26 protein-coding genes, 2 tRNA genes and 1 pseudogene are annotated in these 23,352 nt (G+C 34.6%); 14 read left to right on the top strand and 15 right to left on the bottom strand.

The features are described 5' to 3' along the window. Nucleotides 1–1,497 (bottom strand): UDP-N-acetylmuramate--L-alanine ligase, encoded by a 1,497-nt coding sequence (gene murC / locus AAGD84_RS04125; RefSeq protein ID WP_264723398.1) that lies wholly within the window; start codon nucleotides 1,495–1,497, stop codon nucleotides 1–3. A 26-nt stretch (nucleotides 1,498–1,523) separates the two neighbouring features. Between murC and AAGD84_RS04130 the strand changes: the two genes are divergently transcribed. The 3 genes from AAGD84_RS04130 (at nucleotide 1,524) to AAGD84_RS04140 (ending at nucleotide 6,054) form a co-directional block, all read left to right on the top strand. Next, nucleotides 1,524–2,198, top strand: coding sequence for a septal ring lytic transglycosylase RlpA family protein (locus tag AAGD84_RS04130; RefSeq protein ID WP_319803565.1), 675 nt, complete (start codon nucleotides 1,524–1,526; stop codon nucleotides 2,196–2,198). An 869-nt stretch (nucleotides 2,199–3,067) separates the two neighbouring features. Beyond that, the gene (locus AAGD84_RS04135) at nucleotides 3,068–4,432 is read left to right on the top strand and encodes an ankyrin repeat domain-containing protein (protein WP_264723400.1); all 1,365 of its coding nucleotides are present in this window, start codon (nucleotides 3,068–3,070) and stop codon (nucleotides 4,430–4,432) included. 134 nt (nucleotides 4,433–4,566) lie between these two features. Continuing rightward, a complete protein-coding gene (locus AAGD84_RS04140) occupies nucleotides 4,567–6,054 on the top strand; it encodes a secretion system protein (protein ID WP_341817839.1) in 1,488 nt (495 codons plus the stop codon). Between the two features lie 7 nt (nucleotides 6,055–6,061). On the opposite strand, the gene AAGD84_RS04145 is transcribed toward AAGD84_RS04140, so the two are convergent. Both AAGD84_RS04145 and mtaB read right to left on the bottom strand, forming a co-directional pair. Beyond that, complete coding sequence (locus AAGD84_RS04145; protein ID WP_264723401.1) at nucleotides 6,062–6,973, bottom strand: outer membrane protein; 912 nt, start codon at nucleotides 6,971–6,973, stop codon at nucleotides 6,062–6,064. A 66-nt stretch (nucleotides 6,974–7,039) separates the two neighbouring features. Continuing rightward, the gene (gene mtaB, locus AAGD84_RS04150; protein ID WP_010082135.1) at nucleotides 7,040–8,266 is read right to left on the bottom strand and encodes a tRNA (N(6)-L-threonylcarbamoyladenosine(37)-C(2))-methylthiotransferase MtaB; all 1,227 of its coding nucleotides are present in this window, start codon (nucleotides 8,264–8,266) and stop codon (nucleotides 7,040–7,042) included. A gap of 396 nt (nucleotides 8,267–8,662) precedes the next feature. On the opposite strand from mtaB, the gene gatA reads away from it, so the two are divergent. Beyond that, nucleotides 8,663–10,132, top strand: coding sequence for an Asp-tRNA(Asn)/Glu-tRNA(Gln) amidotransferase subunit GatA (gene gatA, locus AAGD84_RS04155; protein ID WP_264723307.1), 1,470 nt, complete (start codon nucleotides 8,663–8,665; stop codon nucleotides 10,130–10,132). A 180-nt stretch (nucleotides 10,133–10,312) separates the two neighbouring features. Here gatA and AAGD84_RS04160 read toward each other — a convergent pair whose 3' ends face one another. Further along, on the bottom strand, nucleotides 10,313–10,906 hold the full coding sequence (locus tag AAGD84_RS04160) for a hypothetical protein (protein WP_264723306.1): 594 nt from the start codon (nucleotides 10,904–10,906) through the stop codon (nucleotides 10,313–10,315). Nucleotides 10,907–10,991: 85 nt separating this feature from the next. Here AAGD84_RS04160 and AAGD84_RS04165 point away from each other — a divergent pair, with 85 nt between their 5' ends. From AAGD84_RS04165 to AAGD84_RS07530, 4 genes are all read left to right on the top strand, one after another. Then, nucleotides 10,992–11,276 carry a transposase gene (locus tag AAGD84_RS04165; RefSeq protein WP_341817840.1) on the top strand — a complete coding sequence of 95 codons (285 nt, stop codon included), beginning with the start codon at nucleotides 10,992–10,994 and terminating at the stop codon, nucleotides 11,274–11,276. A 147-nt stretch (nucleotides 11,277–11,423) separates the two neighbouring features. Further along, a complete protein-coding gene (locus AAGD84_RS04170; RefSeq protein WP_238514268.1) occupies nucleotides 11,424–11,732 on the top strand; it encodes an IS3 family transposase in 309 nt (102 codons plus the stop codon). Beyond that, on the top strand, nucleotides 11,732–11,896 hold the full coding sequence (locus tag AAGD84_RS04175; RefSeq protein ID WP_156768648.1) for a DDE-type integrase/transposase/recombinase: 165 nt from the start codon (nucleotides 11,732–11,734) through the stop codon (nucleotides 11,894–11,896). The genes AAGD84_RS04170 and AAGD84_RS04175 overlap by 1 nt, the downstream gene beginning before the upstream one ends. Further along, a complete protein-coding gene (locus tag AAGD84_RS07530; protein ID WP_080717620.1) occupies nucleotides 11,886–12,050 on the top strand; it encodes an IS3 family transposase in 165 nt (54 codons plus the stop codon). Before AAGD84_RS04175 ends, AAGD84_RS07530 begins: the two co-directional genes overlap by 11 nt. 67 nt (nucleotides 12,051–12,117) lie before the next feature. Here AAGD84_RS07530 and AAGD84_RS04180 read toward each other — a convergent pair. From AAGD84_RS04180 to AAGD84_RS04190, 3 genes and pseudogenes are all read right to left on the bottom strand, one after another. After that, nucleotides 12,118–12,325 (bottom strand): annotated as a pseudogene (locus tag AAGD84_RS04180) (IS4 family transposase); the annotation flags it as partial. Nucleotides 12,326–12,546: 221 nt separating this feature from the next. Further along, nucleotides 12,547–13,410: a gamma-glutamyl-gamma-aminobutyrate hydrolase family protein gene (locus tag AAGD84_RS04185; RefSeq protein WP_082246099.1), complete on the bottom strand. Its 864-nt coding sequence runs from the start codon at nucleotides 13,408–13,410 to the stop codon at nucleotides 12,547–12,549. Between the two features lie 218 nt (nucleotides 13,411–13,628). Continuing rightward, nucleotides 13,629–13,701 (bottom strand) — tRNA-Phe (locus tag AAGD84_RS04190). A 79-nt stretch (nucleotides 13,702–13,780) separates the two neighbouring features. On the opposite strand from AAGD84_RS04190, the gene coaD reads away from it, so the two are divergent. Beyond that, on the top strand, nucleotides 13,781–14,287 hold the full coding sequence (coaD, locus tag AAGD84_RS04195) for a pantetheine-phosphate adenylyltransferase (protein ID WP_006279325.1): 507 nt from the start codon (nucleotides 13,781–13,783) through the stop codon (nucleotides 14,285–14,287). Nucleotides 14,288–14,355: 68 nt separating this feature from the next. Then, nucleotides 14,356–14,547 (top strand): zinc-finger domain-containing protein, encoded by a 192-nt coding sequence (locus tag AAGD84_RS04200; RefSeq protein WP_006279326.1) that lies wholly within the window; start codon nucleotides 14,356–14,358, stop codon nucleotides 14,545–14,547. 16 nt (nucleotides 14,548–14,563) lie between these two features. On the opposite strand, the gene AAGD84_RS04205 is transcribed toward AAGD84_RS04200, so the two are convergent. From AAGD84_RS04205 to rpsB, 7 genes are read right to left on the bottom strand one after another with little or no spacing between them, the layout of a single operon-like run. Then, nucleotides 14,564–15,190, bottom strand: coding sequence for a phosphatidate cytidylyltransferase (locus AAGD84_RS04205; RefSeq protein ID WP_077188153.1), 627 nt, complete (start codon nucleotides 15,188–15,190; stop codon nucleotides 14,564–14,566). After that, on the bottom strand, nucleotides 15,180–15,875 hold the full coding sequence (gene uppS / locus AAGD84_RS04210; RefSeq protein WP_006279327.1) for a polyprenyl diphosphate synthase: 696 nt from the start codon (nucleotides 15,873–15,875) through the stop codon (nucleotides 15,180–15,182). The genes AAGD84_RS04205 and uppS overlap by 11 nt, the downstream gene beginning before the upstream one ends. A 6-nt stretch (nucleotides 15,876–15,881) precedes the next feature. After that, nucleotides 15,882–16,145, bottom strand: a complete 264-nt coding sequence (locus AAGD84_RS07535) for a hypothetical protein (RefSeq protein WP_010962657.1) — start codon at nucleotides 16,143–16,145, stop codon at nucleotides 15,882–15,884. A 5-nt stretch (nucleotides 16,146–16,150) separates the two neighbouring features. After that, on the bottom strand, nucleotides 16,151–16,708 hold the full coding sequence (frr, locus tag AAGD84_RS04220) for a ribosome recycling factor (protein ID WP_341817841.1): 558 nt from the start codon (nucleotides 16,706–16,708) through the stop codon (nucleotides 16,151–16,153). Between the two features lie 7 nt (nucleotides 16,709–16,715). Next, nucleotides 16,716–17,453, bottom strand: coding sequence for a UMP kinase (gene pyrH, locus AAGD84_RS04225; protein WP_405196809.1), 738 nt, complete (start codon nucleotides 17,451–17,453; stop codon nucleotides 16,716–16,718). 16 nt (nucleotides 17,454–17,469) lie between these two features. Beyond that, nucleotides 17,470–18,330: a translation elongation factor Ts gene (gene tsf / locus AAGD84_RS04230; RefSeq protein WP_341817842.1), complete on the bottom strand. Its 861-nt coding sequence runs from the start codon at nucleotides 18,328–18,330 to the stop codon at nucleotides 17,470–17,472. Beyond that, the gene (gene rpsB, locus AAGD84_RS04235; RefSeq protein WP_010962661.1) at nucleotides 18,311–19,159 is read right to left on the bottom strand and encodes a 30S ribosomal protein S2; all 849 of its coding nucleotides are present in this window, start codon (nucleotides 19,157–19,159) and stop codon (nucleotides 18,311–18,313) included. The genes tsf and rpsB overlap by 20 nt, the downstream gene beginning before the upstream one ends. Nucleotides 19,160–19,350: 191 nt before the next feature. On the opposite strand from rpsB, the gene AAGD84_RS04240 reads away from it, so the two are divergent. The 4 genes from AAGD84_RS04240 (at nucleotide 19,351) to AAGD84_RS04255 (ending at nucleotide 23,036) form a co-directional block, all read left to right on the top strand. Continuing rightward, nucleotides 19,351–19,427, top strand: a tRNA-Asp gene (locus AAGD84_RS04240). A 137-nt stretch (nucleotides 19,428–19,564) separates the two neighbouring features. After that, nucleotides 19,565–19,936, top strand: a complete 372-nt coding sequence (gene yajC / locus AAGD84_RS04245) for a preprotein translocase subunit YajC (RefSeq protein WP_015589055.1) — start codon at nucleotides 19,565–19,567, stop codon at nucleotides 19,934–19,936. An 80-nt stretch (nucleotides 19,937–20,016) separates the two neighbouring features. Further along, the gene (gene glmS / locus AAGD84_RS04250; protein ID WP_264723449.1) at nucleotides 20,017–21,837 is read left to right on the top strand and encodes a glutamine--fructose-6-phosphate transaminase (isomerizing); all 1,821 of its coding nucleotides are present in this window, start codon (nucleotides 20,017–20,019) and stop codon (nucleotides 21,835–21,837) included. A gap of 266 nt (nucleotides 21,838–22,103) precedes the next feature. Beyond that, on the top strand, nucleotides 22,104–23,036 hold the full coding sequence (locus AAGD84_RS04255; protein ID WP_015589057.1) for an Rpn family recombination-promoting nuclease/putative transposase: 933 nt from the start codon (nucleotides 22,104–22,106) through the stop codon (nucleotides 23,034–23,036). A gap of 114 nt (nucleotides 23,037–23,150) precedes the next feature. Here the strand turns inward: AAGD84_RS04255 and AAGD84_RS04260 are convergent, their stop codons facing one another. Then, a complete protein-coding gene (locus AAGD84_RS04260) occupies nucleotides 23,151–23,342 on the bottom strand; it encodes a hypothetical protein (RefSeq protein ID WP_070356842.1) in 192 nt (63 codons plus the stop codon). Between the last annotated feature and the right edge of the window lie 10 nt (nucleotides 23,343–23,352).

The raw sequence follows: 23,352 nt of genomic DNA on the forward strand, positions 1-23,352 counted from the left end.
TTAAACCTTAACTTCCGCAATAAGTGCTGCAGTTTCCTTTGCCAATTTAGCTATATTACTACCAGCACCAATAAATAATACTATATCACTTGGACTTGTCGAATCACTAATAAAATGTGAAATGAGCAAAGCATCATTCATAATTTTTGTGTTATTAAATCCATTACTGATTAAAGCTTTTTGTATATCATCAATCCCACAACCAGGAATAGGCTTGTCTTCTGGGGGATGAACAGGAGTGAGGATGACATAATCAAACATCATGAAAATTCGTATGAATTCATCAAAAAAATTACGAATGCGGGCAAAACGAAGTGGTTCGATAATTCCTATTACTTTTCCTTTAGTAATCGAACGTGCAGCCGTTAAAGTTGCATATATTTCATTTGGATGATGGGCATAATCCTCAATTAACTTAACACCTTTAATATCGGCAATCAAAGAGAATCTTCTTGCTACTCCTTGAAATTCCAAAAGGCCTTTTTTAATATCTGCATCGCTAATTCCGAGCTTTATCGCAACTGATATTGCAGCTAGGGCGTTGCTTACTTTGTGAATTCCAATTGCATTTGATAGTACTATGTTTTTTAAAGGGCTGGATCCCAGTGTCACGCACTGGGATGACATCTCTGTACACTTTCCTTTTGTCATTCCAGCACGTAATGCTGGAATCCAGTTGTTCAACACATCAAATTCTATGCTGTTAGCATGCTGTTTAATGTTGCTGGCTCTTATGCTACCATTCTCAAACCCAAACGTTATAGAATTACCCGCATCATAATCGATGTCTACAGAATCAGGTAAAACTGCAGAACCTGCATTATTCACGAATTGGGAAAATGCATTTTTGATATTATCAAATGTGCCGTAATAATCTATGTGGTCATTGTTGATACTTGTTATGACAGCAATCTTTGCAGGGATTTTTAGCATAGTTCCATCAGACTCATCAGCCTCGATCAGAAAAGTGTCACTCCCTCCAAGTTTGAAGTTGCTCTTATAGGAATTTAATATCCCTCCTACAGTTACAGTCGCATCAATGCCAGAATGATCAAAAATGGAAGCAATCATAGCGGTTGTTGTTGTCTTTCCGCTTGAACCTGAAACCGCTATCACATATTTATCTCTTAAAAGTTCAGCAAGCATGTCTGATCTATGCAAAACGATTTTATTGTTATTTTTTGCCGCAATTAACTCCACATTATCAGATTCTATCGCAGAAGAATATACAACTATTTGAGCTTGGCTTATATTATCAGCATTGTGACCAATGTAAACTTCTATACCCAGCTTTTGTAATCTATCTACATTGTTGTTTGACTGCGCATCACTGCCTTGAACTTTGTAATTGGAATTGTGAAGAATTTCAGCAATGGCACTCATTCCGATTCCACCTATACCAATAATATGTATTATTCCTTCTTGAGTTTTGTTAATATTTAGCAGTAGATGTTTACTCATTACTAAATTTATTATAGTATAATTTAAAATCCTCATAGTATCGAACCCTCTTACCGAATACAATGATAAAAAACCTAACCTTTCTATGCCTAATATTTGTTTTGATAAGTAGCTGCAGTGTTAGCAACAGGTTTAACTGCACTGCAGGTCATTATAAAATTGGCAGCAGCTACACAATAAATGGTATAACTTATTATCCAAAAAACTGTAAACACTATGAAGAGATAGGGATAGCATCGTGGTATGGAATAGAAGATCATGGCACACTTACAGCAAATGGTGAAGCGTTTAACCGTCACTTGATCTCTGCAGCGCATAAGACTTTGCCCTTACCCTGCTTTGTTCTTGTCACTAATTTAGAAAATGGAAGAAAGCTTGTTACAAGGGTTAACGATAGAGGGCCTTTTATTGAAGGCAGAATAATAGACTTATCAGAAAAAGCAGCTCAAGTCTTAGGATTTCATAAATCTGGGCTTGCAAAAGTAAAAGTTCAATACCTAAGAAAGATGTCAGAACAATTGATACAAAATACTCCTCATTACAGAAAGCAATATGAAAAAGAAATGCAGAAACGTCATCCGAAACAAGACAGTGCAGAAAGTAAGGGATATGTTGCATTTTTTAAAAGTGCTCAGGCTGCTAAATCAGCTGCATCAAAGCTTCGCAATCAAGGAATAAAAAATGTTAGATTGCTTTTTAAGAACGATCAATATTGCGTGAAAGTGAGTTATAGGTAGTGGTGAGTGCAGAATTTGAAAGATTTGGTTAATGTAAGGAACGCTGGCTAACTATTGTAAGTTAAAAATGTGATATAAAAAAGATATCAACAATTTATAGCTATACCACCGCGATATCTCTTAGCCGCTAACACGTAGCGGAATGACGAGCTTATCGTCACGCCACCGCTAACCGTCATACCGCGATTTATTCGCGGTATCTCAGCCGCTAACAAGTAGCGAAATGACAGCAATCCTACGTCATGCCGCCGCTAACCGTCATACCGCGATTCATTCGCGGTATCTCAGCCGCTAACAAGTAGCGGGATGACGAGCTTATCGTCATGCCACCGCGAACCGTCATGCCGCGATTCATTCGCGGTATCTCAGCCGCTAACAAGTAGCGGGATACTTGACCTTTACAGGAATGACAGTTGTCGTTTAGCTATAAACATTAAGAAATTTACCAAATGAAAAAAAAGGCAAAGAAACCCTAGGGTAGCTAGTATTCAAATTCTCCCTTGTCTATTTGACGTCTTTTACTGTCTTAAACACTTTATAAACGCGTTTCGGCTTGTATAGGTAGAAACCTAAAAGTTTTATAAAGACATGAGGTGCACATAGTGCAAAAAATTAAGCATGATTTACGCCAAATACATTAAGTTTTTTGTCATTAATCCACTGCAGAGATTGCGAAGATAAATAAATAGCTTCAGTTTCATGATAAGAGGGCTGGCGGAGTTTGTCAAGTAAGTTTTTCGTTTCATCCAATGCGCTGCCAAAAGTTTGTTATGCAAGAATGCACTAGCCATTTCTCACAGATTCATTTAAACTTAATCAAGTAGGAGTATTATTAACGCGAAAAGAGTTTAATTAGAGATTTAAGTGATATGGCGCGTGAGGAAGATATAAACCAATTAGTAGAAAATGGATTTGATATTAACTCAAAAGATGCAAGTGGAATCACTCTCTTGCATAAGTTCACAAAAGAAGGCGATTTAGTTGGAGTAAAGTCATTACTAGAGCACGAAGCTGATTTCAATGTCGTAGACAACGAAAATAGAAACCCTCTGCATTACGCCATTATGCATGGACACAAGAAAGTTGCTAAACTTTTTGTTAACCAACTGACAATTAATTCCAAGGATAAAAATGGATTCACTCCACTGCACCTTGCTGCACTACAAGATGACACGGAATTAATAGATTTTTTGATAACAAAAGGCGCAAAAATTAATGAAAAAGATGTCAAAGAGGGCTATACTCCTCTTCATATAGCTTCACTATACGGTTCTAAAAAAAGTGTTCAAATTTTAATTGATAGCGGAGCAAATCTTGAATGTGAAGATAACAATTTTCGTACTCCTTTGTTTTTAACCATTTATCAATGCACCGCACATTATGACAGCAGAGCAGAAATTATAGAATATCTGATAAAGAAAGGTGCAAATATAGAAGCCAAAGATGCAGAAAATAACACTACACTTTTCCTAGCAGCGTATAACAACAAAATGCAAATAGTAAAGCTTATTGCAAAAAAACAGCAAGCAAGTAACGATAAAATTAAACTTAAAGAGTTTTTTTGCACAAAAAATAACCATGGTTTTGATGCATTAGATTGCGCTATTGAGCATAATAATAGAAAAATGGTAACATTTCTTGTATCAAAAGGAATAGATGCAAATGATCAAGATTTTAATGGCAACGCCAGGCTGCATAAAGCTAGCCATAATGGTAACACTAAAACAGTTAAGCTCTTATTGAGGCTTAAGGTAAACATTAATGCTGTTACTAAATGTAACAGAACTCCCTTGCTACTCGCAGTTAAAAAAGGCCATACACAAATTGTGAAAATGTTATTGGAAGTTAGAGCCAATATGAACATTTGTGAGCAACAAGGTTTTGCACCTCTACATCTTGCTGTTCAAAAGGATTATTTTGATATAGCTCAGTTGTTAACAGAAAAAGGTGCAGACCTTAACATTAAGTGCAATAACGGTCATACCGCAATAGATATGTTCATTAGCAAGGCTCATAGCAAAAAAAACATCGAAGAAAATTACAAAAAATTTTGTAGATTTTTGATGCTTTACCTGAAAGAGCTACATAGTAAACACAAAGCCTGTTGTATACTTTCAACCCTAGCTCTAAGCTTAACAATTATAGGCTTACCATTTATTTTCAAGCCTATTATTAAATACAGAGAAAGAAGTAAAATATATAAAAAAATTAGGGCTATGCTGGTCTACATTTAAGTACAAGAAGAGTATACAAAAAATACATAGCCAAAGCTAATACACGACAATTATCTGCTCGATGAAAATGAGATTAAATACATTTTTAATATTTTTATAGAAATCTATTAGTATAGATTTTGTATGCTGTTCTAATGGCTATTTTTAAATGCTTAATACTCCTCTTCATTATTTCTTGCACACATCTACCTACCAAGCAATATCCTATTAACATAGACAATTATAAGCACGATTATCCGTTGCAACAATATAACACCTCTTTGGAGATTAATGAACCGGCAATACCAGAAATTATGCCTTTACCAATAGAGTTTCCCGATCTCACAATCAGTAATCAGCTTATTTCTATTAATGTTAGTGAAGAAGTATCAGTAAAGGATTTGCTGATTGAGATAGGAAAACTTTCTGACGTTAACTTGGATATGGACCCAAAAATATCAGGTAATATTATTTTAAAGCTAAAAGATAAGGATATAAACGAAGTAATTCAGAGTATAGCAAATAGCGCCAAACTGCGTTACTCAACAAGTAATGGTGTAATTAGAATTGAGCAGGACTTGCCATACGCACAAAATTATTACGTAGACTTCATCAATATTCAACATTCTGCTCAAAGCAGTTTCGTTATTAATAACAATATTACTAACAGTGATGGAAGTAACGTTGATAGGGACTATAACAATGTTATGAAGTCTCAATACAGTAGTGACTTATGGAATTCATTAGAAAAAGGCTTAAATGCAATAATGGATGTTAACGGGGTGGATGATGGCGAATTCCTTTCATCCAACAGAGAAGCTGGTGTTATTATTTTGAATGCTAGAAAAGATGTCCACAAAGCTGTTGAAGAATATATTAATAAGGTTAAGAAGTTAGCGTCTTCTCAAGTAATGATAGAGGCAAAAATAGTTGAAGTTGTGCTAGATGACAAATACCTTTCTGGTATGAACTTAAATGACTTACAAGATGGAACTAAGTCTATAATAAATCAAGATAACTCCATTATTAACCTAGCAATGAACTTTGGTGCGAATGATCTAGGAGATTTAGTAAAAAATTTAGACAAATTTGGCACTTCAACTGTAATTTCAAGCCCCAGAGTACATGCTATAAATAATCAGCAAGCAATGATTTCATTTACTAAAAACCATATTTATTTTACCTCCGATATACAAAAAGATACTAGAAACTCTAATCAGACCTTAATTACCAAGATGAATAGCATCCCAATAGGTGTTGTGCTAATAATCCACCCAAGCATTAACATTGATACTAGTGAAATATTCATGGATATACATCCAACTTTATCAAGAATTAACGGCTACACTAAAGATCCAGATATAGAGTACGTCGCACAGCAGAGTAAAATGAAATTAAATAGCGACATTCCAATTGTTGAAATCAGAGAAATGAACTCTATGTTAAAAATTAAGAGCGGTGAAATTATGGTAATCGGCGGGCTTATAGAACATAGAGAAGATAAGCAAAGCTTATTGCATCAGAAATCAAAAAGGCTAGCGAATAATATTAGAACAGTAGAAACTGTCATTTTTTTAAAAGCAACAATCGTACCAACATTTGGTTTGTTAGATAGAAAAGATAAGAATTTATATATATATTAAATTATCACTAAAAATTAAATATCAAACCAACTTCAATATTGTGAGTAGATATGTCATCTGCAACAGGTATCGGAACGCTAAAGTAACGATAGCCGAGAAAGGTTTTGATTTTTGGGATTATTGAATAATCAACACCAAGTTTTATTTGATAAGCAAACCAAGGAACATTCAGTGGCATTGAATTTTGGGGTGACCCATTAATCCTTTTTAATCTAAAAACTGTTGGTCCTATACCAAGACCGATGTACGGAGCAAATTGTGTATCCTGAACGCTGGGATTATAATAGAAGTTTAACAAAAACGCAAATATACTTGCTGATTTATCAAATACCGGAGGAGAATTACTATCTTCAATATTGGCTATAGAATACGCGGCTTCAAAATCAATTTTACCATTTTCTCCAGCATAGTAACCTAAAGACATGCTGCTAAACCACTGGAAATCAATTTTACCATCAAATTGCTGTATACTTTTAATTTCATCTGCCACTATATTTTTTATTATAAAACCATAATGACTTTCAACTAAAGTTAGGACTCTCTCCCCTATTGCCTTTATACCCTTTACAAATATTTCTGAATTATCATGGTATACCTTACCACCGTTAGCGCTAACATAAAAATCAAGTTTTTTTGATTTTTCTTTTGTAGGCTCAGCTTGATCTGCAATACGTGACCACATATTTTTCTGATCAGCTACTTGGAAAACAGAAGGTGGACTACTTTCAAGTTCTTGATATTTTATTGGTATTTCTTTTGCAGTAACCTCCTCAGAACGTATCACACTTTTATTATTGTCTGTTTCTAATTTTAAGGGTTGTACTTGCTCAATGTGTGTATCATTACTAATATAAGTAATAAAAAAATAGACACATGAAATGAAAATCAAAAATAAAGTAATAGATATTCTAGTTATCATAAATGAATTCACAATTATCATTTACAGTATAATTACTATATCGTATATTTCTTCAATGTACAAAAATTAAGAAAAAATATTTCCAATTAGATAATTATTTTCCACTCCTTTAACATTAACTTTCACAATACTCTTGGCTTGAGCTTTTGATTCAAGCTTTATTAATGCAAAATTTTCTGCTCTACCGACATTATTTTGCTCAACCAGAACACTTTGCTTAGTGTTGATCAAGGATTGACAAAAACTGCTCATAATTTCTTTATTTACTTCTCTTAAATTTTTTACTCGTTCTTTACGCACATTCTCTGGTACTTGTGGCATTCGTGCAGCAGGTGTATTTTTCCGCTCTGAATATGGAAAAGCATGTAGGTAAACTATATTTGTTTTTTTCAGTAAATCAACTGTATCCTGAAACATTTCATCAGTTTCTGTTGGAAATCCAGCAATAATATCAGCGCCAAATGCTATATTAGGCCTCAAGCTCTTCATTTTATGACAAAATTCTATCACTTGTTCTCTGTTGTGACGACGCTTCATTCTCTTTAGTATTAAATTATTACCAGATTGTAGACTCAAATGTAAATGAGGCATAAGTCTTGACTCATTAGCTATTAAATCCATTAATTCGTCGTCAACTTCAGCAACATCGATAGAGGAAAGTCTTAGCCTCTTCAACTCTGGTATATCCTTTAAAACTCTCCTAATCATTGAACCAAGTGATGGCTTACCCAACAAATCTGTACCAAAGTCAGTAATATCAACCCCTGTAAACACTACTTCTTGATATCCATTTTCTACAAAGATCCTGATTTGCTCTATAATACTGTTTATTGGCACAGATCGATTATTCCCTCTTGCCTCAGTAATTGAACAAAATGTGCAGCTATGATTACAACCATTTTGAATTTCAATAAATGCCCTTGACTTATCTTCAAATCCATTAATTAGAACAGGTTCTACTTGGTTATCACTGACCAAGATTTTATCGTCATTTAGTAAGTAATTTTCAGCTTTTAGCTTATCTTGATTACCGAGCACTTTACTTACACCAGGAATGCTACTGTAAACTTCTGGATCCAACTGAACAGCACAACCAACTACGATAATTTCTTTATTTGGATCATTTTTGTAAATCTTACGTATCTTTTGCTTTACCTGACGTTCTGCTTCGTTTGTCACTGCACAGCTATGCACCACAACAACATTTTCTCTCTTTGCTTTTTTTAATGCTTCTTTGATTAACTCGCTCTCGTAAAAATTTAGACGACAACCAAATGTTATCACTTCATTCATGTTAGTATTTTTTGCTTTAATAGACCTAAATTATATCAAATATCCAAGCAAAGTCTCTTGCATGACTATTTTTTTGTAAATAAATGCTATGCAAGCAGCAGACACTTGTATCTGGGATCTCAACGATTTTCACTCAGACACAGTATCACTCCTTTGCTTATTATAGTCTTTTGACCTTTTTAAGATACAATCCGGATTGGATACTGAGTTGGTGAGTATAAAAGTATAGCTTCTACGTCATACCGCTGCGGTATCTCTTAGCCGCTAACAAGTAGCGGGATGACGATTGTCGGTGAATCTAAGTTACCTTAGCTACATTTCTAGCTGTAACTATAAATGTATGGATTTTTTATCGTGCCATGTTATAATTAACGTCTTGCTAAAAATTAAATATTGATGAATGAACTAAGAAAGTTAAGTATTACACAAATGCATGACGGGCTCAAAAAAAAGAGTTTTTCTGCCGTTGAACTCGTAGAGGCGCACATCAGTGCGGTTGAAAATGAGAAATTAAATGCATTTATAACAAAAACCCCAGAGATAGCAATGAAAGCTGCTAAAGCTGCAGATGAACATTTCTCTAGGCAAAAGGATGATTTAATCTCGCCGCTCATGGGTGTACCAGTTGGCATCAAAGATCTATTCTGTACAAAAGGAATAAAAACAACAGCATGCTCAAAAATGCTGGAAAATTTCGTTCCGACTTACGAATCTACGGTGTCTGACTTGCTTTTAAAAAGTGGAGCAGCCATGCTCGGTAAGCTTAATATGGATGAATTTGCTATGGGTTCTGCGAACACAAATAGCTATTTTGGCCCTGTTGAAAATGTGTGGATTAGAAAAAGCGATGGGGAAAAAGTTGTTCCTGGTGGATCATCTGGTGGATCTGCAGCATCGGTTGCTGAATTTTTATGCGCTGGAGCGTTAGGGAGCGACACCGGTGGATCTGTACGCCAACCAGCAGCTTATTGTGGAGTAGTTGGAATAAAGCCAACTTATGGAAGATGCTCGCGTTTTGGTATGATTGCATTTGCGAGTTCTCTGGATCAAGCAGGAGTCATTACTCGTTCTGTCTCTGATTCAGCATTAATGCTGGAAGCAATTTGTGGCTATGATACAAAAGATTCAATATCGAGCGAAAAGCCAGTGCCTAAATTTTCTAGCTTTATAAATGGTGATGTCAAGGGTAAGTGTATTGGTATACCAAAAGAATATAGGATGGATGGAATTTCAGAGGAAATAGTTCATAATTGGGAAAGAGTTGCTTCCTATTTAAAAGAAAATGGCGCTGAAGTTGTTGACATTACTCTGCCACATACTAAATATGCAATACCAGTCTATTATTTAATCTGTTCTGCTGAAACTTCATCCAATCTTGCTCGTTACGATGGTGTGCGTTATGGATTAAGGGTTGATGCTGATACCCTTGAAGAAATGTATTCACTAACAAGAGCAGAAGGTTTTGGTAAAGAGGTGAAAAGAAGAATTTTAATTGGCGCTTATGCGCTTTCTTCAGGTCATTATAATGAATATTACGAAAAAGCGCAGTGCATTAGGGCATTAATCAGAAATGATTTTATAAAAGCGTTTGAAAAAATAGATTACATACTTGTGCCATCTGCTCCAACAGAAGCTTTTGGCTTAAATGAAAAGCCAGATCCGCTAATTATGTGCATCAATGATGTGTTTACTGTGCCGGCAAGTCTGGCAGGATTGCCTGCTATTTCTGTTCCTGTTGGGCTCTCCAATGAGGGTTTACCACTTGCCTTGCAAGTGATTGGAAATTATTATGATGAAGCTGGAATATTAAATGTGGCAAGTGTGATAGAGCAAAATTGCGGCAGAATAATTAGACCTCTTGCATAATCTATTTTTTGATAGTAATTTTTGCATTAAAATTTGCTTACGCTCCTCAACGTACTCTATGGTTCCATTTTTAGATGAATAGCAAAAACAGGGTATATTAATCTGTTTACAAAATTTTCGTGTAACAGTTCACACTTAATTAAACAGACTGAATTCTGTAATTTTGGGATGTTGAAAAATTTACCTCACGTTGTCATTCCAGCGCATAACGCTGAAATCCAGATTTATAGAAACGAAAAAACTTGCTTGACACATTTTGCCAACCCCCTTATTATGATGTGTAGTACAATGATACAAATTAAGAATTCCCCCATCCTGTGCTGGTTCTTCGATCTGAAATCCTACTTCTACCTGATCACAACTAATGTTAATTTGTCCTATTAATGCTTTAATAATGCCGCGCTTAGTTTGCCAATCTAGCTGTTCCAGGTTCGATTTTACACTAGAATAAAAATTCTTTATGCTATTTATAATAAGACTTATTCCTTTTTCTACTGCCTTCTGATCAACTACCTTTTTTTTCTCTTCTTCTATCCCTTGTAAGCGTTCTTTCATTTTTCTCATTGTCTGTTTAAATTCTTCCTCGCTTATATATCCTTTCTCTCCTGCATTTTCTTGACTATAATAATCTTCCATTAATTTTTCGATACCTTCTTTTATTTGATTTTCTCTTCTTGCAAACTTTTTCTCTGATGATTCATCATTTTTATTTTCTAATACTCTACGTTGGTATTCCTTTTTTATCATCTCTGGGTTTTTTAGTACATCTTTCACCTTTTCCCATACTGACCTTACCCAGAAAAAGTGGAGAGAAAGAAAGGAGTTTTTTCGGGTAAAATAAAATTTTGGAGGATTAGAAATGGCAAGAGAATATACGGCAGAATTCAAATTGGAAGCTGTTAAGCTGGCAAATGAACAAAGAAAGGTAGGTCAACCAGTTGCAAAAGTAGCAAGAGATCTAGGAATAAGGGATAGTGTATTAGAAAAATGGATGAAGAAATATAACGAAAAAAAGTCAGCGGCAAATGCATTTCCAGATGTAGCACCTTATGACAAAGAGAGATTTGATTTACAGAAAGAGTTAGCAAAAGTAACAAGAGAAAGAGACATTTTAAAAAAAGCCCTGGCCAGTCAAAAAGAGTAAAATATTTTTTCATAAAAGAGCATAGTAAACACTATAAAGTGCAGGAATTATGTAGGGTTTTCTGCTAGTGGCTACTATAAGTGGACTACAAGGAAAATAAGCAGTAGAGAATCAGCAAATAAAGAGTTATTAGCAGATATTCAAAAAATATATCAAGCTTCTAAATGTAGATATGGAGCTCCTAAAATTCATGCTGAATTAAAGGCTTTGGGTAAAAGTTGCAACTTAAAAACAGTGCAAAGTATTATGCAGAAAAATGGTATTCAGGCTATATTGAGAAGAAAATTTAAAATTAAGAAACAACAAACGGACAGTAGAGTCGTAGCTCCCAATATATTAGACCAAAACTTTATTGTCGATCAACCAAATAAAGTATGGGATTACTTATATAAAAACCAAAGAAGGATGGCTATATTTGGCAACAATAATCGATCTATATTCACGCATGGTAGTTAATGAGCAGTTCAATAAATAAACAATTGGTTATGGACTCTTTATTAATGGCCGTTAACAAGCGTAAACCTGCCAAAAATCTACTATTACATAGTGATCAAGGTTCACAATATACTTCGCAAGGTTATCAATATCTCTTATCCATAAAAAACATAGATGAGTTATAAAGGTTGTTGTTACGACAATTCTGTTGTGGAAAGCTTCTTCAGTTCTCTAAAAAGGGAGTTACCAATAGACACCTCTCGGCACTCTAAACAGCATATCAAAACTGCTATATTTGAATATATAGAAATTTTTTATAACAAACAACGTCACTATTAACTATTGCATTCCTGAGCATTTTGATTCATCATTCTCTTTGTGAAAAACATTCCAAACTTTCTCTCCACTTTTTCTGGGTAAGGTCACATGTCAATGGCTCCATAAGTTCACATTCTATTCCCAAACTTTTTTTAACTAACTTTAAAATCATAGAAAATACTGTCGAAAAAGGAAGTTTTCTTGTTCGTGTAAAACTCAACACAATGGATTTTCTGAAAAGTTTTCGAGTATATTGCATTTTTAATTTGTAAGATAAGATCTTTTCCTTTTTGCATGCCTCACCTAAAAAAGACACATTTTAAACTTTTTTGTTGCAATAAAATAGAAACAAAAGTGCTGTCCCTTGCACTCTTTGGATAATTTAATGATAAAAAATTTGGAGAGAAATTTTATACACTATCGCTGATATTTTTCCTTAAGTTGACGCCATTGCCTGAACGGATACATGACAAATCTATCGTTTATCAAATCGTCGGTAAGCCTAAAGCTATAGCCATTAAGCACGATAAAGAAAATCATTCATAATCGCTATAGCAACTAGTGTAGACACTTGACGTTCCTTGTGATTTGATAAATAGAGGTTTTTATCTGACTTCACAACAAGGGCTTCTGGATGACTTTGAAAGTGAACATTACCATGCTTATCTTCAATAGCCTCTATTACCCCCTCACTGGAAAATGCTGCAACTTTATATCCAAGTGACTCCAATTTTCTTCTATTTTCTGGTGTATTACTTACTGCTCCTGAATGAGCATCTGGAAAATATGTTGAAAACCAGCCATTTTCATTAGGTATTAGGAATTTGGCTACTACTTCTGCTAAACGACTATTTGGAACGATCTTTATCTGCTGGAGAGGTACATCCTCTTTCTGTGGATTAGGTGCTGATTTTAAATGAGATCTTCGTTTCTCTTCATCACTCACAACACTCACTACTTCAATTCCCTTTGCATTCATTATGCCTTCACATATGCCAAGCAAATGAATTACAGGGTTATCATCCACTATTTTTACAATTGCTTCAGTAACAAGCTGGCGACAAGGAGTGGGTGCTGAGTGTAAATTATCCGGAATAAATATTCTATTTATTTTGTGCTCTTTAACAAACTTTGCAACTTCAACTTTTATTCGGTCTAATGTTAGCTTCTTTGCCAATGTTTCATCTTGTTTTGCAAAGATAAGCGACTTTTCTTGGATTTCTTTTAAGTTAATTATTTTATTGTAGTCAATGAGTACGGTTTTAACTCCAAAGTTATTAAACATCTCGTAGATATTTTGAGATAGCCCAAGCTCATGTGCTTCTTCCGTTTTCAACAAACCAACAACTATGTCATTATTTACTGTATTTTCTGCCGTCAAGACAGTTGACGCTGGTTCTTCTTTTCTGGTTACATGTTGAGATGCCGGTTTTTCACTAACGCCAGCATAAGTAATATTGCTTAATAATAGAACTATAATTAATAAGATATTAAATAGTTTATTATAATATTTATATACTATGACTTGCCTCCCTAATATTTATATTACGATATAGAGTATTTTATAACAAAAAGGCAAGTTTGCCAAGAAAGAGAAGGTGGCCTGAGCAGGAATCGAACCAGCGACACAAGGATTTTCAGTCCTTTGCTCTACCAACTGAGCTATCAGGCCAACTGTATACTTTTATTTTTAGATAAAAAATGTTATTATGTCTATCAAAAGTTTTTAAAGTAGTTTATAAAAATAAAGGATGAACATTAATGACAAAATAGGAATCTACCCTGGCACATTTGACCCTATAACTTTTGGGCATCTTGACATAATCAAAAGAGCGTGTAAACTAGTCGATAAATTAATAATAGGAGTTGCAGAAAACGTTAATAAGCATACTGCCTTTGACACAAAGCTACGCACAAGCATGGCTGAAAATGAAATCAAAGGGCTAGGAATTGATGCAGATGTTATATCTTTTAATGGGTTGCTAGTGAAGTTTGCCAAAGAGCAGAATGCTTCTGTTATTATTAGGGGATTAAGAGCAGTATCGGATTTTGATTACGAGTTTCAAATGAGCTGGGTAAATTATAAACTTCTTCCTGAAATCGAAACCATATTTCTTCCTGCTTCTGAAGATACTCAATTTATCTCATCAAGCTTTGTAAAGGAAATAGCAAGATTAGGAGAAGATGTTAGCAAATTTGTATCAAAAGGTGTTCAAAACGAATTGATTAACCTGAATAGGATAAAAAATGGAGAATAGTGCTTGTTGTTTTTTATTTCTGAATGGGTATATTCAATATATAAAATGTTATAAGCTAAAGGAGCAGCATGTCAAAAGTGAGGGTTAATAATAGAAAAGTTTGTTGTCATGGTGATGAGAATGATGAGGGTTCCGGCCATCCATTAATATATTTAGATATGGGAGAAGAAGAGGAAATAGCCTGCCCTTATTGTGAAAAGACGTTTGTCCATGACTGCACTGTAGAAGCGGTTGGGGAGCTGACTAGGGATGAACTCTAATGGCACTTCTGCAGACTTAGCTTATGTAAATAGCAATAAGAGGGGCAGTAAAAATGAAACTGTCCATACGGTCGAGCACTCCCCCATGGCCAGGTATCATATTTCCACTATCTTTAACACCGTAAGCTCTTTTAACAAGCGACTCAGTGAAATCGCCAAGTTGCGCTAGAATAGCAATTGCAAGGCCAATGATTGGAGAATAAAAAATTGAAAATAGACCAAAAAATATTGATCCAAAAATTGTGCACACTACTCCAGCTAAAATCGCACCAAGAAGTCCTGCCCAAGTTTTTCCAGGGCTAAGAATTGGGCAAATTTTAGCTCCACCAAAATTCTTACCAAATAGGTAGGCAGTAACGTCAATTCCCCAAATGGTTAAGACGAACCATACTAATGCGTATTTTCCTTGTGGTAGATTATATAAATATATTAATGAGGCGCTTGGTAGTGCAATCAATAATAATGCAAAAACGTATAAAATTTTATTTCCTTGGGTTAGATTATACCATTCAAAAGAAGATAAAACTGCTATTGAAAAAATCAATAGGTAAAACGATAAATCACTGAAATATGTAGCAAAGGAAAATATGAATAATATTACTATTGAGGACAACATTCTAATTATAAAATTATTATCTACCATATTTTTTCTCTCTTTTTGTATAATCTTCTAATGCTTTACTCAAATCTTGACAAGAAAAATCAGGCCATAAAGTATCACAAAAATACAATTCAGCATAAGCTGCTTGCCATAATAAAAAGTTGCTTAACCTTTTTTCGCCACCAGTGCGAATTAATAAATCCAATTTTGGCAAATCTTTAGTATATAGAAATTTTTCAAATTCCTCTTCTGATACATAAGCAATATTTTCTTTTATAATATTGCTTATAGCTTGTGTAATTTCTTGCTTTGCTCCGTAACTGACTGCCACAGTGAGTAATAAACCATCGTTCTTATGTGTCATTTCTTCTGCTTTTTTAATTTGATCCAATATTTTACTGGGTAACAGACTTAAATTGCCAATAAAATTCAACTTAATGTTACAATTGTAAATGAAATTGACTTTATCTTCATTAGTTAAAACGGAGTAAAATAAATCAAATAGACAGTCAGTTTCGTTTTTAGGTCTAAGCCAATTCTCCATAGAGAATGCATACAAAGTTAAGTAGGGTATAGTTAAGTCCGTACAATACTTGGCAATATCGTATGCAACTTCACTGCCCTTTTTATAACCATCAATTTTTACTCTTCCTTGATTGTTTGCCCATCTACCATTACCATCCATAATAATTGCTAAATGTTTCGGTAAAGATTCTTGATTCAACATTTAAATTTAACCTAATTTTGACTTGAGTGAAATTTTTTGGATTTCAATGGACACCTGGAAGGTGTCAGCTACTTGCATGACAGGAAGAGAGTTACTGTAGTGACACCAATAGTTGATACTTGAATGCAAAATTGGTGTCATCCCAGTGCTCCGACACTGGGATCCAGGAAATTTGATTTCAAACAAGTGCATCAGATAGTTGTATAGTAAAGACTGGATTCCAGTGTCAAACACTGGAATGACATCATTTGCTATGTAAGCTTTCTCCATATCATTTAGTGATTCAGTATATCCTTTTCTTTGATGGACAATTCACCATCAATCTTTTTTATATTATCATCAGTAATATTTTGTATTTCCTTCTTAGCACCATGAAAATCATCTTCTGAGATTTCTTTATTTTCCTTCATTTTTTCTGTTTCTTCCATAATATCTCTACGTATATTTCTAATGGCAATCCGTGCATTTTCAGCAAACTGATGCAATAATTTCACTAATTTTTCACGGGTTTCTTGTGTCAAGTCCGGAAGAGCTATACGTATGGTATTGCCCTCAACAACAGGATTTAAATTCAAGTTGGCATTTAATATAGCATTTTTCACTTCACCGACAACATTAATATCCCAAATTTTAATTGATAGAGTTTTGTTATCTATAACCGAAACACCTGCAACCTGATTTAACTTTTGATGTCCACCATAGATATTTACAACTATACCATCAAGCAACGATGCGCTAGCTCTACCAGTGCGTACGCCTTTAATATCATCATGAAAGGACTGAATAGTTTTTAGCATTCTTTCTTTTGTTTTAACTTTTATTTCATTTAACATAAATTACCTAATGTTTACAATCTGAAACTATAGTATAAGTACCTTGACCCTTAATAATATTGACTATTTTTTCTCCCTTCAAAGAAAAAACTATAATTGGAATAGAATTCTCACGAGCAAGTGAAATTGCTGATGCATCCATAACTTTTAAATCACGAGTCAATAAATCCGTGTAAGAAAGCCTATCATACATTACAGCATCCTCATTTTTTTTCGGATCAGCGGAGTATACACCATTTACTTGCGTACCCTTTAGAATAACATCACAATTCATTTCAACAGCACGTAAGGCTGCAGCTGTATCTGTAGTAAAAAATGGGTTGCCTGTGCCTGCTGCAAAAATTACCACTCTACCTTTTTCTAAATGACGAATAGCTTTCCTTCTGATGTAAGGTTCGCATACAGTGGCCATGGGTATTGCAGATAATACCCTAGAAGCTACTAAATTTTTTTCTAAAAAGTTTTGTAAAATTAAAGCATTGATTATAGTTGCAAGCATTCCAATATAATCACTGCTTGCTCTTTCACAACCACTTAAAGACGCAGATGTGCCACGAAAGATATTACCACCACCAACAACAATACATACCTGAACTCCAAGATTACAAACTTCAACTATGCCTTTAGATAACTCACCTATAGTCTCCATATCGTGACCAAATTGCTTTGATCCCATCAAAGCCTCACCAGAGATTTTAAATAACACCCTGGAATATTTTATTTCGCTTTTTTCATTTGTTGAAATAAACATTTTTTGCTATTTAATCTGCATCACCCAAAACAAGTAACTTGTAATTAGAGAGTTTAACAGCACTCAACTCGCTTGATTTTATAAAATCAGAAATCTTCATCTTATCATCCTTTATAAATTTTTGCTCCAGTAAAACAACTTCTTCATAGTACTTAGCCATTCGTCCATCTACTATTTTTTTTGCTACTTCTTCAGGTTTATTTAAGCTCCTCACTTGCTCTTCAATTATAGAACGTTCGTTGTTCAACTTCATTTGATCTAAATCATCTATAGACAAGGCTTCAGGCTTCATAGCAACTACATGCATAGCTATTTGTTTCCCAATCTCTTGTAGCTTCGCCTTATAACCAGATGATTGCAATGCAATTAAAGCACCAATCTTACCTAAGCCATGCGCATCACCATGTACGTAGCCAGCAATAACTCCATCCTTAGCTTCTAAGTAACAAAGCTTGCTTAACTCTAGCTTCTCACCAAGAACTGACGTACCATTCATAATAGCTTCCTGCACTGTGCCAATGCTTTCATACTTGGCATTTTTTAACTCATCAACGCTAGTACAGCGTTCTTGATGAGCAATTGATGCTAAATTTAAAACTAACTCTATAAATTTCTCATTCCTTGCGACAAAATCGGTTTCGCAATTGAGTTCAATCAATACACCACAATTTTCAGTCAAACACATAGCAACGAGCCCATCTGAAGCTACTCTATCAGATTTTTTGTCAGCTTTAGCAAGACCTATTGTACGTAACTTATCAACGGCTTTCTTAATGTCACCATCACATTCTTCTAATGCTTTTTTACAGTCACTTAAGCCAAGCCCTGTTCTATCACGTAATTCTCTTATATCATCTGGATTCATCTTCATTTGTTACTACCTCCCTTTCTTCTTCTTTGTAAACTTTACTACGTCTCCTTTTAGTTTGCACAATACCATCTTCTTTTTCTTGAATAAACTCATCACCCCTTATATCATCAATCTTAACTCCAGATTTTGCTAGACTAGACTCTATTCCAGCTAATATAGAGTCGGTAGCTAATTTACAATAGAGCTCTATTGATTTTCTTGAGTCATCATTTCCAGGTATTAGATAAGTAATACCATCTGGATCAGAATTAGTATCAAGTATTGCAACTATTGGAATTCCTAACTTCTTAGCCTCCTTAACCGCTATATGCTCTTTATTAGTATCAATGATGAATAAGATATCAGGAATTGCTCCCATTTCTCTAATACCGCCAAGCGCCTTATCAAGCTTTTGCTTTTTCTTTTCAATGTTTCCCAATTCTTTCTTTGTTAAAATGCTATCCTCGTCATTTAATATTTTCTCATATTGCATCAAGGTTTTTATCGAAGAAGAAACAGTGCCCCAATTAGTAAGCATACCACCAAGCCAACGATGATTCACATAATATTGACCACAACGAATCGCTTCACTTGCAATAATATCAAAAGCTTGAAACTTTGTACCAACAAATAGAATGCGACCACCTTGAAATGCAACGTCATATAAAGCCTTCATGGCCACCTGTAGCAATGGTAGTGTTTTTCGCAAATCAATTATATGTATACGATTTTCTTGATGCACTCCATATATGTATGGAGCCATTTTTGCGTTCCAGCGACTAATTTTGTGACCAAAATGTACACCAGATTCAGCTAAATCACGCACAGTGACTTTAGGCAAATTTGTCATATATCATTCCTCCAAATAGTTTATCTTCCATGGCATAACCCTAATGGGACTACTTGTACAAGCCATGTGTGAAATTAAATTATTTACATAGTAATAGAAAAGACAGCAAAGCGCAAACAAAAAATATTGACAAAGGGCAACATGTTTATTAGCTTTAAAGTTGAAGCCCGAAAACGCTAAAAAGAAATTAGGGGGGTGTAGCTCAGTTGGTTAGAGCGCATGCCTGTCACGCATGAGGTCGTGAGTTCAAGTCTCATCACTCCCGCCATATTAGTTTTAGCATAACTTAGAATTCGCAGTATTATTGCCGGTATTGAGAAACGCCTTCACCAAACTTGACATGGCATGGTATTGTAATTAATACTTAAATAGGTTTGTTTTTATCATTAACAATTAGGATTAAATATGCTCATTTCTGAAGTTTTTGCAGCAGATGCAACTAGCAATACATCAAGTATCGGCGCATCTTTTGCTAGTTTTACTCCATTGATTTTAATATTTGTGGTATTTTATTTTCTCATTATTCGCCCGCAACAAAAAAAACTAAAAGAACATAGAAAGATGATAGATCAAATAAAACGTGGTGATACAGTCATTACTTCTGGTGGAATAATAGGTGAAGTTAATAAAGTTGATGAGGCAAATGCACAATTTATAATAGAAATAGCACCAAAAGTTGAGATAAAAGTTCTAAAGTCCGCTATATCTGAGGTTTTAAGCAAAGAAACTCAAAAAGTAGCAGCTAAACCAATTAAAAAGGTAAAATCGAAAGAATGATAAAAAGAATATAAATCAACCAGTAATAAAGGCAAAAATGCTTAACATGTTTAGAAAAAAGTTTGTTTGGTGATCCATTTGTGTGCGGAATATTTGGTGTAGTAAGTAGCGGTGATTCAGTAATACCAACCTTACTAACTGGGTTACAAAAATTGGAATATAGGGGATATGATTCCTCAGGTATAGCAATCATAAATAACGAAGGTAAGATAGAAGTCAAAAAATCAGAAGGTAAAGTCGAAAGGTTATGTGAAGTTGTTGATGACAGCAAGATGTCTCACAGTACAGTTGGTATAGCACATACTCGCTGGGCTACACATGGAGTCCCAGGCCTTAAAAATGCTCACCCCATTCGTACAAATAACGTTGTTGTTGCTCATAACGGCATAATTGAGAATTACAATCTGCTAAAAAAGGGCCTAGAAGAAAGGGGCATGTCATTCCATACTGACACTGACACAGAGATCATACCAAACATGCTAACCTTATATCTTGATGAAGGATTGTCGCCAGTTGATTCTCTATTTAAGTGTTTAAACAACCTACACGGCTCATTTGCCTTGGTCTTATTATTTGCAGAATATCCAGACGCCTTATTTGTTGCGAAGAGAAATTTGCCTTTAGCAATAGGCTATAACTGTAACACAGTGTTTGCTGCATCTGACTCTAATGCTTTAAGTGCATTTGTGGAAAAAATATCGCATTTGGAAGATGATGACATTGCAGTGATAAAATCTAGTGGAGTTAGTATATACAACAATGGTACACAAGTTAAACGCAGTATAGAAAATAGTAGTCCAAGTGATTTTCTAATTAGCAAAAATGGTTACCCTAGCTTCATGTTAAAAGAGATTTTTGAGCAACCGCGTGCATTAAACAAAACAATAAATCAATTTTACAAGCAATATAAAGAGGTAATATTTGCTAACAAAAAATTGTTTTCTGAGCTGAGTTACATTACTATAGTTGGATGCGGGTCATCTTATTTTGCTGGGCTAATAGCAAAGTATTGGCTGGAAAATGTCGCTCAAGTTCGAGTATATCTAGAAATCTCATCAGAATTTAGGTATAGCAACGTCAAGCTGGAAGAAGGCAGCATTGGGTTATTTATCTCTCAATCTGGCGAAACTGCAGATACCATAGAAGCGCTGCGTTATGCGAAATCACAGAAGCAAACAATCATAAGTATAACTAATACATTTAGCAGCAGCATTGAAAAGATCTCAGATATTGTGTTACATACTCTTGCTGGGCAAGAAATTGGTGTTGCTTCAACAAAAACCTTTTCTGCGCAACTTGCAACTTTAGCATGCTTTGCCGTGGAGCTTGGAAAAATAAAAGGTATACTGGGTGGAGAGAGAATAAAACAGCTAAGCAACGCTATTAACTCTATTCCCAAGTATGTTGAGCATGTTTTAAATGTGATGAAAATACAACATATATCAGGCAGCATATTAGAACACAATAACGTTATTTTAATTGGCAGAGGAAGTTCATACGGAGTTGCAATGGAAGGTGCATTGAAGATAAAAGAGCTTTCATACATCAATACAATTGGTATTGCAGCGGGAGAAATGAAGCACGGTTCTATTGCTTTAATAGACTCTACTGTGCTTGTTATAGCAATTATCCCTTATGATGATTTATTCTTTAAAACGCTATCTAATATACAAGAGATTATTGCAAGAAAAGGCAAAGTAATTGCCTTCAGTGATAAACAAGGAGCGCCATTCCTAAGGGGAGTTTGCGCAGATGTGGTGCAACTTCCAGACACTGATAATTTTATCTCTCCAATCATCTACAGTGTTGCTATGCAATTCCTTGCTTACTTTACTGCAGCAAAAAAAGGGTTAGATGCAGATTGTCCAAGAAATTTAGCTAAGTCTGTCACGGTTGAGTAGTCCATTTAAAGTTAAAGCTAAACTTCTAATTAAGGTAACCAGACTGCATTCTGTGATTTTTAGCAAAACACGATACACAATCGTCATTCCGCTACTAATTAGCGGAATCTATGCCGAGATACCGCGAATGAATCGCGGTATGACGGTTAAGTAATTCGTCATTCCGCTACCTGTTAGCGCCGCGGCGGCATAGCTATCTTCAAAAATATGGTTGAATAATTGTTAATAATAGTGTATAATTATTAATATTTTTAAGCACTTTGGCTATGGCTTTATCTAAGTTTCTCGACCCTAAGCTGGATTTGACCTTCAAAAAAATATTTGGCACTGAAAAAAATAAGAATATTCTCATACATTTTTTGAATGATATTTTAGGGTTTACTGAGATAAATACTATACAAGAAGTGGAATTCCTCAGTACTATAATGGATCCTGAAATTGCATCTGATAAACAAAGTATAGTTGATGTTCTTTGCAGGGATTCTAGTGGGGCCAGGTATGTGATTGAAATGCAGCTTACTCGCGATAAAGGCTTCGAAAAACGAGCTCAATTATATGCTGCTAAGGCTTACTCAAGGCAAGCTGATAAATCTGGTAAGTACATTGATTTAAAGAAGGTTTTCTTTATTGCTATCTCTAATTGTAATTTATTTCCTGATAAGCTTGATTATATATCCAGCCACACTATAAGAGATGAGAAAACCAATGAGCATGACTTAAAAGATTTTCAATTTGTATTTATTGAACTACCTAAATTTCCTAAGAATAAGGAAGAACAGCTAGAAAGCATAGTGGATCGTTGGTTATTTTTCTTCAAATATGCAGATGAAACTACGGAAGAAGACTTAAGGAAAATAGCAGAAAAAGCACCAATAATAAAGTTAGCCTACGATGAATTAGACAGGTTTAGCTGGAATGAAAAAGATTTAGTAGCTTATGAAGAAAGAATAATGGATCTACGGAAAGAAGAAGCCATTCTTGAATACAGACTTGACCTTGCTACTGAAAAAGGCATCCAAATTGGCGAAGAAAGAGGCATCAAAATCGGTAAAGAGGAAGGGAAAATTGAAGGAAAAATCGAAGGAAAAATCGAAGTCGCAAAAGCAATGCTGGCTAACAATGTTGATGTCAACACTATTGTCAAATTTACTGGCCTTTCTATTAGTGAGATTGAAGAATTAAGTGTGAACGGTTACTAATTAAGAACTTTAATTATCAATCATAAATCACTGAATTTCGCTAGTAAATTTGTTGCCATTGTCCATATTGCACAATTGTATATAAGATATAGTATAACAATAGTGTCCGTTCAGCTAATACCAATTCCCACTGCACAATAAACGGATAGATAACAATGGAAAAAAAGCCATACTATTGCCTTTCTTTCTCACTCCACAATTAAATAACTCTACAATATCGCTTATTTGATTCACTAATAATGAGAATTGGTATAACTTTGCTATTTTTCTCTCTAGATTCTTGCAAAGTTCTACAAGATTAACCACATTACCTCAC

This window comes from Wolbachia endosymbiont (group A) of Andrena fulva (assembly GCF_964026815.1).
Classification (GTDB): Bacteria; Pseudomonadota; Alphaproteobacteria; order Rickettsiales; family Anaplasmataceae; genus Wolbachia; species Wolbachia pipientis.